Origin of the sequence: Pyramidobacter porci, from assembly GCF_009695745.1 — a bacterium.
Lineage (GTDB): Bacteria > Synergistota > Synergistia > Synergistales > Dethiosulfovibrionaceae > Pyramidobacter > Pyramidobacter porci.
Map to the genome: position 1 here is coordinate 115,487 of NZ_VUNH01000001.1, position 12,077 is coordinate 127,563.

Sequence of the window (12,077 nt, forward strand, 5' to 3'; positions counted from 1 at the left end):
CTTTTTTGCGGCGCGCCACGTGAAGCGGCCTTTTCATGGCGGCTGCGAAGAGAGGAGAATTCATGCAGAATTTTTACTGGTACGTGATTTGCGCTCTCAAAGCGATTTTTTGCCGACTGCCGCACAAAACGGCGGTCCGGTTGGGCGACTTGTTGGGAAGGGTCATGTGGCTGGTCTGCAAAAGCAGAGTCGACAAGGCGGAAGTGCGCTGCGTGCGCGCGCTGGGCGTCGGCGTCACACCGGCGCGTCGGATCGTCCTCGCCTCTTACCGCAATATCGGCAGGGCTGTGGCGGAAACGCTGCGCCTTCCCAAGATCGCGGCGACTGTCGAACGATATGTCGCTTTGCAGGGCGAAGAAAACCTTCGTCAGGCGCTTGCCCGCGGCCGCGGCGTCATCCTCCTGCTGGGACATCTCGACAACTGGGAGATCGCCAACATCTGCGTGTCGAAAAAATATCCGCTCAACGTCGTCGCGGCGAATCAGCGTGATCAGCGCATCACCGACCTGCTCATGAAGCTTCGTTCATTGGCCGGTTCGCGGAACGTGCAGAAAGGGCAGGGGTTGAAAGGCGCGATCCGCTGCTTGCGAAACGGCGAAGTGCTGTGCGTTCTTCACGATCAGGATGCCAAGGAACGGGGGCTTGTCGTCCCCTTCCTGGGGCTGCCGGCCAGCACGCCGACGGGCGTGGCCAAACTGGCCGCGAAGTTCGGCGCGGCCGTGGTGCCGACGCACATCGTACGGGAACCCGACGGCTTTACCCATCGGGTGATTTTCGAGACGGCGCTCGCGGAGCTCTCCGGAGCCGTGTTCGGCGAAAACGAAGAAAGCTGTCTGAAAATGTGCAACGACCGCATCAGCTCCTGGATCCGCGAGCGTCCCGGACAATGGCTGTTGTGGCTTTATCCGCGCTGGGCCAGCACGGTGCCGGGGGATCGCTGAAATGTATTTGGGCATCGATCCGGGACGGCAGAAATTCGGCTGGGCGCTTGGCGACGCTGAAGGCACGCTTGTGGCGTCGGGGATCGTGCCGGCGGAAAGGCTTGAGGATTTCGTCCTGAAAGCCGCTCGCTTCTGCAAAGGCTGCGAAGAATGGCTGCTCGAGGGAAAACTTCCCGAAGGCGGAAAGATCGCCAAAGTCTTCTGCGGCGACGGCACCGGCCACGCACGCTTTGTGCGGGAACTGGCGCGCCATTTTGAAGTGGCGCTTGTCGAAGAACTGAACACGACGCTGGAAGCGCGTAGTCTGTACTGGGACATGCATCCGCCGCGGGGGCTGAAACGGCTCGTGCCGCTCTCGCTGCTGATGCCGCCGCGCTGCCTCGACGATCTGGCGGCGTTCTGCATCCTGCGTCGGGCGCTTGCCGCCGACGCCGACTGAATCAAACGGAGGACTAAGATTGAAGAAGGACAATAGAGGCATCCGCGTTTTTCTGGAAGAGTTCGTTCTATGTTACGCCGTGATCAAATGGACGGCGTTGGCCGTGCTGTCGGGTCTTGTCGTCGGCGGCGCGGTCAGCCTGTTCGTCGAGTTGCTCGAGTTCTCCATCGGCGTTGCGGGAAAACTGACGGGGATCTGGCATTACGCCATCCTGCCGCTGGGATTGACCGCCAGCACCCTGATGGTCCATTATCTGGCGCCGGACGCCAGCGGTCACGGCACCGAAAAAGTCGTCGAGGCCGTTCACGAGCGGGCCGGGCAGATCGACGTCAAAGTCGTGCCGGTCAAAATGATCACCACGATCGTTACCGTCGCCGCCGGCGGCTCGGCGGGCAAGGAAGGCCCGGCTACGCAGATCGCCGCCGGGCTGACTTCGACGCTGGCCAGGCTGCTGAAGTTCAACGATCTGGATAAAAAGAAGCTCGTCGTCTGCGGCGTTTCCGCCGGTTTTGCCGCCGTTTTCGGCACGCCGGTGGCCGGCGCGGTCTTCGCGCTCGAAGTCCTGTACATCGGCCAAATCTTTTACGACGTGCTCTTCGCCTCGTTCCTGAGCGGCGTCGTCGCCTGGCGCACAGCGCTGCTGCTGGGACTGAAATATTCGTTCTTCCCCGTGGCGGAGCATCTGCCGCTCTTTTCGCCGCAGAACTTCCTTTGGACCTTAGCTGCCGGCGTCTTCTTTGGCCTTGTTTCCCTGTGCTTCATCGAGATCATGAACTTCTCCGAGAAATGGTTCCATGACCTGAAAACGCCGCTGACCGTCAAGGCCCTGATCGGTTCGGCGCTGATCCTGATTTTGACCTGGTGCGTCGGCGATTCTTATTTCGGACTCAGCGAAGCGGGCATGGTCTCCGTGCTTCATGGCGGCCGCGTCTCCCCGTGGGCGTGGCTCTGGAAGATCCTCATGACCGTGCTGACGCTCTCCTGCGGCGGCAGCGGCGGCGTCGTGACGCCGATCTTCTTCATCGGCGCGTCGGCTGGCGCGGCCTTTGCCTCGTTCTTCGGGCTGAACACGATCGCCTACGCTTCTTGGGGTTTGGTCGGCGTTCTCGCGGGCAGCGCCAACGCGCCGTTGGCTTCCACGATCATGGCCGTCGAACTGCTAGGCGGCCAGGCAGCGCCGTTTGCCGCGGTCGTCAGCGTCACCGCGTTCATGATCGTCGGGCATCGCAGCGTCTATCCCAGCCAGCTCCTGCAGCGTTCCAAATCCTCTCTGCTCGACGTTCCCGAGAGGGGACGGCGCATCGATCGAAACCTGACCGTCCCCGTGCCGGAACGTTCGCCCGTGCTGGGGCATTTGTCCCTGCGCATGAAACGCAAAAAATAAGGCCGGAGTATGGCGGCTGTTGAAAAAGCGCCGGACGTTCCTCGAGGCAGGAACATCCGGCGCTTTTTTCGTTGATGTTGATTTTCAATGAATACCTTTCCTCCCGCCTTTTAGAAATCGAAGAAGCGCAATGATTTGCAATGGCGCTTTCGGCCGGGAGTTTTCATGACCATTGGATATACGCTTAAGAAGTGCTTAAAATATGTCATAATACTCCTTGAGGAATCATCCTCCCGGAGGTCAGCATGAGTTTCCGAGTCAAACTGATGAAAAACAAGGACAGACTTTACGCGGCCATCGTCGAGGAGACTTACAATCCTTTCATCAAACGCAATTGCGGAAAAACGATCCGCACCTACGGCGACCTCAACAAACGCCGCCTCACAGAGCCGGACATCGACGCAAGGATTCAGGCGGATCTCGCTGAGTTGAAGGCAAACGCGGATCTTGCAGGACGGCTCAAAGCGCAGACGCTCAAGGAGCGGGCGGCTGTCTTCGAATCAAACAATAAACCGGACTGCGCGGGCATTTATAACTACGGCATCGCCCTTTACCGCAGATTATGGGAACGCCTTGGTCTGGACGTCTGGTTCAAACAGTATCGGCGCAATCACCGACTCAAGTTCGACTTCGACCTTGCCGCGTTCTTCCTCGCCGCCATGCGTATTCTGGCGCCCTGTTCAAAAAAACGGACGCACGAATACAGCGGGAATTTCGTTTTCGACTTCTCTTCCCTCACCCAGGCGGACCTTTATGAAACCCTCGGACTCCTGAGCAGGGGCAAGGATGTCCTGATACGTAACGTCAACAGGGGATCGCGGAGATTTACGAGCGAACGATGACCGTCGCGCTTTACGACTGCACCACGTTTTACTTCGAGAGTTTCGATTCCGACGGACTTCGCGCGCGCGGGATGTCCAAGGAGAAGGTAACATGTCGGAAATCAAGACCATGCTGCAGGTCGTCCGAAAGCACAAGGCGGATTCCGGACTGAAGAACGTCACGGTCATCGCGGATCGCGGACTCAACTGCAAGCTTAACCTGCAGCACCTTGCGGAAGAGGGCTTTGATTACATCGCGGCCCAGAGCGTCAGTCGGCTGAAAAAGGATGTGAAGGAGCGGGTTCTTTCCGAGGAGAACTGGGAACACAGCGAACGGTATCACGAGGACGTGTTCAGGATGAAGCGTCTGGACGCCGGAACACATCCGCGGGCACTTCCTCGTCTGTTACCTTGCGATGGTTCTGGAGCGTCTTTCCTGTCACCTCATCCGCATGAAGGGCATCGGGAACATCTCGCCTCGCAAGCTCATTGAACTCATGCGCCAGCAGAACGTCACTGTCTTGACCGGCAGAGCCAGGAGCACGCCCATTGGCCTTCGTCTGGGACACGACGGCAGCTCGCCGGAGAGAAAGAACGCGGACATCGCGTCGGCCGTCGCCGTGATGCAGATCTTTGGAATCGACCCTGTCAATATGATGGAAGCCTATCCTGATCTCAAGTACAAACTGGCTTGTCGACTGCCTTTTGCTGCACGGGAGGCGACAGCAGGGATTATCCGTAGATCTCGCGGTTGAAAATAATCGCGCTCACTCTTGATGCTGCTTGAGCTTGGCTTCGGTTTCCTTGGAAAAGTCGGGAAAAAAATGAAAGCGGCGTAACGAAAAAGGCACGGCGATCAGTTTATTGATCGCCGTGCCTTTTCCGTTGGAACGTTTGATGCCGCCGTTTTGCGGATTACTGACGGGGGGTGGCGATGATCACGGCGCCGCGGGGATCGAACGAGGCCTGGGCGCTGGCGCCGCCGGCGCGGATCTGGGTGCCGGGCAGGAAAGGAACGGACAGGCTCAGGACGGAGCGCGGATCGCCGATCGCCAGCTCGGCGTGATAGTCGAGACGATCGCCCTCGAAGAGGCAGCGCAAGACGCGGATCGGCAGGCTGTTCTCCTGGCCGTCGAGGCTGAGGTTTTCGGGGCGCACGATCAGCAGGGCATCCTTTCCGACCTGCGGCGGGTTCTGTTTGCCGAGTCGCGCTCTGACCTTGCAGCCCGCGACCTCGAAGACGCCCATGTCGCCTTCGGCCGCGGCGAGGACGCCGGGAATCAGGTTGGCCTGGCCGATGAAATCGGCGACGAAGGGGGACGCGGGATCGGCGTAAATGTCCATAGGCGTGCCAACCTGCTCGATGCGGCCGTGGTTCATGACCATGATGCGGTCCGACATGGTCAGGGCTTCCTTCTGGTCGTGGGTAACGTAGAGGCAGGTCAGCCCCAGCTCCTGCTGAATGCGGCGGATCTCCGCGCGCATGTGGATCCGCAGTTTGGCGTCGAGGTTGGAAAGCGGCTCGTCCATCAGCAGCAGCTTGGGGCGCAGCACGAGTACGCGCGCCAGTGCCACGCGCTGCTGTTCGCCGCCTGAGAGCTGGTTAGGGTAGCGGTCTTCCGCCTTTTCCAGCCCCACGAGCGCCAGCCCTTCGCGTACTTTTTGGGCGATCTCGGCGCGGCCGAGTCCGCGGACTTTGAGCCCGTAGGCGACGTTCTCGAAGATCTTCATGTGCGGGAACAGCGCGTAGTTCTGGAAGACGAAGCCGATGTTGCGCTCGTTGGCCGGCATGGTGGTGATGTCCGCGTCGCCCATGAGGATCCGCCCCGAGGTGGGCATCTCGAAGCCGGCGACCATGCGCAGCGTCGTGGTCTTGCCGCAGCCGGACGGTCCGAGAAAGGTCAGAAACTCTCCCGTGGTGACCGAAAGATCGACGTTCTGGACGGCGTGAAATTTCTCTCCGTCCTTCATGAAAACTTTATTGATATCGTTCAGAGTCAGTGAAACGGACATCAGCGAATTCCTCCTCCCGCATTGCCGGTGCGGCACAGAAGCCGGGCCAGAAGCGCCATCACGCCGCTGGCGATGAAAACAAGGACGATCAGCACAATCGAAAAAGCGCAGGCCTGCGCGAACTGAAGCTCGGTCATGCACTCGAGAATACGCGTCGTGATCAGGCTCCAGCGCACGGAGACCAGGAAGATGGTGGCGCTGATCGCCGTCATGGAGTGGATGAACAGATAGCGCATGCCCGCCAGGATGGCGGGGAGCACCAGCGGCAGCGTCACCTTGCGGAATGTCCGCGCCGGGGAAGCGCCCAGACTTGCCGAAGCCTCTTCGATGGACGGGTCGATCTGCTGCAGCGAGGCGATGACGTTGCGGATGCCGGCGGAGGAGTAGCGGAACACGTAAGAGGCGACGAGGATCGAAACCGTGCCCGTCAGCACCAGCGGCTTATCGTTGAAGGCGATCACGTAGGCGATGCCGACCACTGTGCCTGGCAGCGCGAAGTTGAGCAGCGAAACCGTCTCCAGCGTCTTATGCCCTTTGACTTTCAGACGTTCTGTGGCGTAGCCGACCAGAACGGCGAGCAGGCCGCCCAGCGGCGTGCCGAGACAGGCGATGATCAGCGTGTCCTTGATGGCCTTGCGCCCGAAGTTGAACACGTAGGCGTAATTTTCGCCCGTCAGCGCGTTGTTGATGCCCCAGACTTTGACGACCGAGCCCCAGAAAATCAGCGCGTAGATGTACACGACGAAAACCATCACGAACGCGATCAGGCCGATGATGCAGGCCGTGGGGAACGCCCCGGGGCCTTTCACGCTGCTGCGGCCGCCGGCCTTGCCCGAGATGGTCACGAAACTTTTTTTGCTCAGCCAGCAGTACTGGATCGCGTACACGATGAGCGCGGGCACCAGCAGCACGAAGGAGAGCGCCGCGCCGCCCTTGAGGTCGTACATGCCCGTGATCTGCAGATACGCCTGCGTCGGCAGCACGGGAAACGCGTGCCCGGCCAGGACCAGCGGCGTGGCGAAGTCCGCCAGCGAGCAGGCAAAGACGAGCAGAAAGGCGTTCGCCAGCCCCGGAGCCGAGAGCGGCAGCGTTACCGTGCGAAAGACCCGCAGCGGCGAAGCTCCCATCGAATAGGCCGCGTCCTCCAGATTGGAATCGATGCGGCTGAGGATCGTCGTCAGCGTCATGAACGCGACGGGGTAGAACGTGAGCGTTTCCGAGAGGAACGTGCCCCAGAAGCCGTAGAAGTTGAAGTTTTCAAGCCCCAGCAGCTTGAGCAGAAGGCCGTTCGGCCCCAGCGAGAGCGTCAGGGCGATGCTGCTGGTAAACGGCGGCGAGATCAGCGGCAGCATGGAAATGCCGGAAAGGAGGAATTTGAACCAGCCTGGCAGAGAAAGGCGCGTCACCGCGTAGGCGAAAACAAAACCCAAGACCGTGCCGGAAACCGCCACGCAGCCGCCCAGCAGCAGGCTGTTGATCAACGCCTGCCGGTCGTACCAGTTGGTGATGACCGGCGCAATATTGGCAAGGGTGAATCTGCCGTCGACCCAGAACGCGATCCACAGCAGACGGAGGGCCGGGTAAATTACGAAAATCCCCAGAGCGAGCCAGAGCATGGCGACGACGGCCCGAGTGGCGGGATCCCGCCGGGAGCGAGTAGAAAGACTGTGTGTCAAAATTTTCACCTGCTTCAGTCGAAAAGGCGCGCGCAGACGGCGCCGGATTCCTCGGCGGCCTGTCGGAGCGTCAAAAAAAAGGGCCCCGCGAGGAGCCCCGATAAATTGGCAGCGCTATTTGATGACTTCGTTCTTCCAGCGCTCCACGAACTCGTCGCGCTTGGCTCCCTTCCAGGCCACGTCGGTCTCGACAAGGTTGATCGCGTTCAGATCGAGCAGAGGATTGTCGGTTGTGACGTCGGTGCGGGTGGGGACGTAGTTGATCTTGTTGGCGACGATGAAATCGGCGAAGCTCTTGCTGACCATCCAGTCGGCGAACTTCTTGGCGTCTTCCAGATTCTTGGCCCCGTGCACGACGCCGCAGCCCTCGATGCCGTAGGACACGCCGTCCTTGGGATAGCTGACTACCACGGGGTAGCCTTGCTGCTGGATGTCGAGCGCGTCGACGATGTAGAAAATGCCGGAAGCGCACTGGCCGGTCGCGATCGGCATGGCGCCGCCCGCGCCGCTCTTCGTGTACATCTGGATGTTGGCGTGCAGCTTCTTCTGATACTTGAAAGCTTCGTCTTCGCCCATGATCTTCACCAGCGAGAAAATGCGTTCCGTCGCCGTGCCGGACGTGCGGGCGTCGGCCATCTGCAGACCGTTCTTGTATCTGGGGTCGAGCAGATCGTTCCAGGTCGCGGGAGCCTGCATCTTGTTCTTCTTGAGGAAATCCTCGTTCGTCAGGAAGCACAGCGGGATGATGCCGATGCCCGTCCAGTAGCCGTCCGCACTGCGGAACTTGGCCGGGATGGCCTCGACGCCCTTGGGAGAGTATTTCTCGAAGACGCCCTGCGCGACGATGGCTTCATAGGTATCGGCGGGGCCGCCGATCAGCACGTCGACCTGGGGATTGTTCTTTTCGGCCTCGAGACGCGTCTTGGCTTCGCCGGAAGACAGGCGCAGGAAGTTGACGTGGATCCCCGTCTCCTGCTCGAACGCCTGAGTCACCTTCGAAACGTACTTTTCCGGCATGATCGAGTAGGCGTTGATCTCCGCCGCGCGTGCGGGCAAAGCCGTCAAGCCCAGCAACAGAACGAGTGCAGCAAATTTTTTCATCATCGAAACATCCTTTCCGAAAATAATTGAGATGAGACGCCAGATGGAACGTAAACATTATAGCGCAGATAGTCAGTGATTCCAAGATAGTTTCGACAGATAATCGTTCGTCGGCGCGGTTGCAATTTTCACCTTTGTGAGCGAAAATCCTGTATGGGCAACGCGCCCATGGGCGCAGTCGAAATTTGTGTAATCACACAGTTTAAATTATATTTTTTAAGGAGGAGTTTTCATGAAATTGTTTTCTGCGGCAAAACGTCTTGCGTTCATCGGGATCTGTTTGTCGGCGCTGGATGTCGGCGGCTTGGGGACGGGCGGTTGGGCCCGCACGGTCGAGTCGATGAACTTCACCTACGTGCAGTCGCCGCTGAACGTGCCTTCCATCGTCGAGAAAGCGCGGGGCAGCTTCGCCTCTTATTTTAAGGAACTCGGCCTGCCGGTCGGCTACGCCAATCTGACCGCCGGGCCGCAGCAAACGGCGGCGCTCGCTTCCGGCGATCTGCAGATCCTCAACGCCGTCGGCGGCACCTCGATCATCCTTGCGGCGGCCAACGGCGCCGACGTCAAGATCATCAGCATGTACAGCCGTTCGCCCAAGGCGTTCATGCTCTTTTCCAACGACGCGGCCATCGATTCGCCGGCGGCGCTGAAGGGCAAGACCGTCGCCGGGCCGAAAGGCACCAATCTTCATGAGCTGCTGGTCGCGTACCTCAAAACCGGCGGCCTGACCATCGACGACGTCAAATTCGTCAACATGGGCATCCCCGCGGCGCTGGCCGCCCTCGAAGGCGGCACGATCGACGCGGCGCTGCAGGCCGGCCCCAGCGCCTACAACTGCATGAAGTCGGGCAAGCACCTGATCACGAACGGCGACGGACTGGTCGCGGCGCTCATCGCCACGGCGACCAGCCAGAAATTCTACGACGAGAACAAGGAATTGGTCGAAACGTTCGAGAGAGCGCAGCGTTCGGTGCTGCAGTTCATCGCCGAAAATCACGACGAAGCCATGAAGATGACGGCCGAGGCTACCGGCCTGAGCGTGGAAGCAGTGGAGGAAATGTTCCCCATGTACGATTTTTCCATGGACGTCTCCGAGAAAGACGTCGAAGATTTGAAGAAAACGGAACAGTTCCTGCTCGACAACGGCATGATCGACAAAGAAATCGACGTGAAGACGCTCTTTTTGAAGCGCTGAGGCAATTATGAACAACAAAAAAAGGACTGCTTTTCAGCAGTCCTTTTTTTGTTGCTCTGAATCACAACGACGGCGGAACGGCGAAACCTAGAGATACACTCCGCGCATTTCCGTGGCGTCGGCGACACGCTTGATGGCGGCGAGGAACGCCGCGCGGCGCATCTTCACGTTGTGCTCCTGGGCGTAATCCCAGACCTTCTTGAAATTGTCCTTCATGATGCTCAGCAGACGGTTGTTGTAGTCCTCTTCGGACCAGAAGAAACCGCCGAGATCCTGGCACCACTCGAAGTAGGAGCCGATCACGCCGCCGGAATTGGCGAGGAAATCGGGAACGACGAGAATGCCTCTCTGATCGAGGATCTTGTCGCCTTCGGGCGTGGTGGGGCCGTTCGCGCCTTCGACGATGTACTTGGCCTTGATGTCGCCGGCGTTCTTCTCGGTGATGACGCCTTCCAGCGCGCAGGGCAGGAAGATGTCGCAGTCGCACGTCTGGATGGAATCGATCATCTTGACGCCGGGTTCCTTGTCGAGACCGGTGAGGAGCTTCTTGGGGTTGGAGGCGATCAGTTTGAACGCCTTGGCGATGTCGATGCCGTTCTCACTGTAGTAAACGCCGGTGATGTCGCTGATAGCGACAACTTTGGCGCCGGCTTCGGCAAGCGTCTTGGCAGCGAAGGAGCCGACGTTGCCAAATCCCATCACGGCGCACTTCATGCCCTTGATGTCCTTGCCGAGGGCCTTCATGAATTCGATGGCGCAGGTAGCGACGCCGAGGCCGGTGGCCGCGTTGCGCCCCTTGGAACCCCAGAGCGGAATGGGCTTGCCGGTGAAGATCGCGGGCTCGAGACGGCCGCGCATACGGCTGATGGTGTCCATGAACCAGGTCATGACCTGACCGTTGGTGTTCACGTCGGGAGCGGGAACGTCCGTCCAAGCGCCGACGACCGGTTCGATGCGGGCCGCGTAGGTGCGGCTCAAGCGCTCGAGTTCCTTCTTGGAGAGCTTCAGCGCGTCGACGCGCACGCCGCCCTTGCCACCGCCGTAGGGGATACCGGCCAGCGAGCATTTCCAGGTCATCATGAAAGCGAGGGCTTCGCACTCGTCGAGGCAGACGTCCTGGTGGAAGCGCACGCCGCCCTTGGCGGGGCCGACGGCGCTGTTGTGAGCGACGCGGAAACCTTCGAAGACCTGGATGGAGCCGTCGTCCATTTCAACGGGGACGGAGACGCAGGTCTTGCGCTCGGAATGGGCGAGAATGTCGGTGATCCCCTCGTCGAGCCCCATTTCCTCAGCCGCGCCGTAGAAGTTCTCGAGTGCCGTGCGAAGGAGTACATTGTCAGACTTACGTTTTACCAAAGCCATAGCAAAACACCTCCTGAGATTTAGCGGTTAAATACCGCTTCAAACCGAACACATGCTACATCAATCACAATTTTATTTTAACACTCTTTCCTGGTGAGTCCAATGCGTTTATGTGTATACAAGCCTTGTCCATAAGTTATGAATATCGATCGCCACTGTAATTATTGATATTTGCTGATTTTAGACGAAAAATAACTATATATTATTCATCTTTTTGCTTTGCAGCGATAAATATTTATAAAGCCTTTAATATATCTTCGGGGTGACGCCGGTGAATCGGCTCAGAAAAAATTTCGAAACGTCCGCTCTGTCGCGGCTCAAATAAAAAACCGAGCGAATGCGGGGCATTCGTCCGGCCAAGAGAGCGATTTTCCGAGTTTGGTGCGGGGGGAGCACTGCGAGCGCACAAGACGGCAGAGCGCCGTCGGACAGGAACGATCATTGTGAAAGATTTTGGGCGTTCACTAAGCCTGCGCACGAAAAAAAAGCGCCGCCTTTTCCTCGGCGTGATTTTGCGGCGTGTGGCAGTTATAGACGAACGCCGGCGGAATGTTGCGGAGAACGAACGAAATTCTGACCGATTCGAAAAGGTGGCAAAAAAGGCGGTGCATTTGTCGGGAATATTGATAAGCGATGAATTGTCCGTTGGGTTTCAGACATGCGATCACGCCCTGGAGAATTTTGCCGGAAACTTCTTTGGGGAGCGTTGTCCACGGAAGGCTGGAGATGACCACGTCCAGCGAGCCTGGCCTGATGACCTGAGCGAGGTCGCAGGCGTCGGGAAACACGGCGATTTTAAGCTTGTTTTCGATTTTTTCGCGCAGTTTTTGATCCAGTTCGAAGACGGAAAGGCAGGCATCGGGAGAAATTTTTTTGAGCAGCGCTTCCGTCACAACTCCGGTGCCGGCGCCGAGTTCGGCAACGTCGGTCACTGCGGGCCAGTCCGTGAGCTTGAGCATCTCCTGAACGAGAAAGTGGGAGCTGGGCGCGACGCTGCCGATCTGCCCCGGCTGCGCGATAAAACGGCGCAGAAAAAGCAGGGTGCTCCGTCGAGGAAGCAGAGGAATCGGTTCTTTATCCATAAGAGGCCTCCGAATTGTCATGAAAAGATGAACGGGGCTTTGAAAGTCGTTCCGTAAAATGTG

11 protein-coding genes are annotated in these 12,077 nt (G+C 58.9%); 6 read left to right on the plus strand and 5 right to left on the minus strand.

The features are described 5' to 3' along the window. Positions 1-62: 62 nt before the first annotated feature. The 5 genes from FYJ74_RS00575 (at position 63) to FYJ74_RS00595 (ending at position 4,078) form a co-directional block, all read left to right on the plus strand. On the plus strand, positions 63-941 hold the full coding sequence (locus FYJ74_RS00575) for a lysophospholipid acyltransferase family protein (protein ID WP_154527693.1): 879 nt from the start codon (positions 63-65) through the stop codon (positions 939-941). A gap of 1 nt (position 942) precedes the next feature. Then, on the plus strand, positions 943-1,380 hold the full coding sequence (locus FYJ74_RS00580) for a RuvC family protein (protein ID WP_154527694.1): 438 nt from the start codon (positions 943-945) through the stop codon (positions 1,378-1,380). A gap of 19 nt (positions 1,381-1,399) precedes the next feature. Further along, entirely contained in the window at positions 1,400-2,764 is a 1,365-nt protein-coding gene (locus FYJ74_RS00585) for a chloride channel protein (protein WP_154527695.1), read from the plus strand. 266 nt (positions 2,765-3,030) lie between these two features. After that, positions 3,031-3,606, plus strand: a complete 576-nt coding sequence (locus FYJ74_RS00590) for a hypothetical protein (RefSeq protein WP_154527696.1) — start codon at positions 3,031-3,033, stop codon at positions 3,604-3,606. A 91-nt stretch (positions 3,607-3,697) separates the two neighbouring features. Continuing rightward, positions 3,698-4,078: a hypothetical protein gene (locus FYJ74_RS00595; RefSeq protein WP_154527697.1), complete on the plus strand. Its 381-nt coding sequence runs from the start codon at positions 3,698-3,700 to the stop codon at positions 4,076-4,078. Positions 4,079-4,500: 422 nt separating this feature from the next. Here FYJ74_RS00595 and FYJ74_RS00600 read toward each other — a convergent pair whose 3' ends face one another. The 3 genes from FYJ74_RS00600 to FYJ74_RS00610 all read right to left on the minus strand — a co-directional run bounded on the left by FYJ74_RS00600 (position 4,501) and on the right by FYJ74_RS00610 (position 8,375). Continuing rightward, a complete protein-coding gene (locus tag FYJ74_RS00600) occupies positions 4,501-5,598 on the minus strand; it encodes an ABC transporter ATP-binding protein (protein ID WP_154527698.1) in 1,098 nt (365 codons plus the stop codon). Further along, complete coding sequence (locus FYJ74_RS00605; protein ID WP_320633539.1) at positions 5,598-7,283, minus strand: ABC transporter permease; 1,686 nt, start codon at positions 7,281-7,283, stop codon at positions 5,598-5,600. The genes FYJ74_RS00600 and FYJ74_RS00605 overlap by 1 nt, the downstream gene beginning before the upstream one ends. Positions 7,284-7,388: 105 nt before the next feature. After that, on the minus strand, positions 7,389-8,375 hold the full coding sequence (locus FYJ74_RS00610; protein ID WP_195838753.1) for an ABC transporter substrate-binding protein: 987 nt from the start codon (positions 8,373-8,375) through the stop codon (positions 7,389-7,391). A gap of 232 nt (positions 8,376-8,607) precedes the next feature. Here FYJ74_RS00610 and FYJ74_RS00615 point away from each other — a divergent pair, with 232 nt between their 5' ends. Then, positions 8,608-9,570 (plus strand): ABC transporter substrate-binding protein, encoded by a 963-nt coding sequence (locus FYJ74_RS00615; RefSeq protein ID WP_154527700.1) that lies wholly within the window; start codon positions 8,608-8,610, stop codon positions 9,568-9,570. A gap of 87 nt (positions 9,571-9,657) precedes the next feature. On the opposite strand, the gene FYJ74_RS00620 is transcribed toward FYJ74_RS00615, so the two are convergent. Both FYJ74_RS00620 and FYJ74_RS00625 read right to left on the minus strand, forming a co-directional pair. Next, on the minus strand, positions 9,658-10,932 hold the full coding sequence (locus tag FYJ74_RS00620) for a Glu/Leu/Phe/Val family dehydrogenase (protein WP_154527701.1): 1,275 nt from the start codon (positions 10,930-10,932) through the stop codon (positions 9,658-9,660). A gap of 464 nt (positions 10,933-11,396) precedes the next feature. Further along, on the minus strand, positions 11,397-12,014 hold the full coding sequence (locus tag FYJ74_RS00625) for a class I SAM-dependent methyltransferase (protein WP_154527702.1): 618 nt from the start codon (positions 12,012-12,014) through the stop codon (positions 11,397-11,399). Positions 12,015-12,077: the final 63 nt, after the last annotated feature.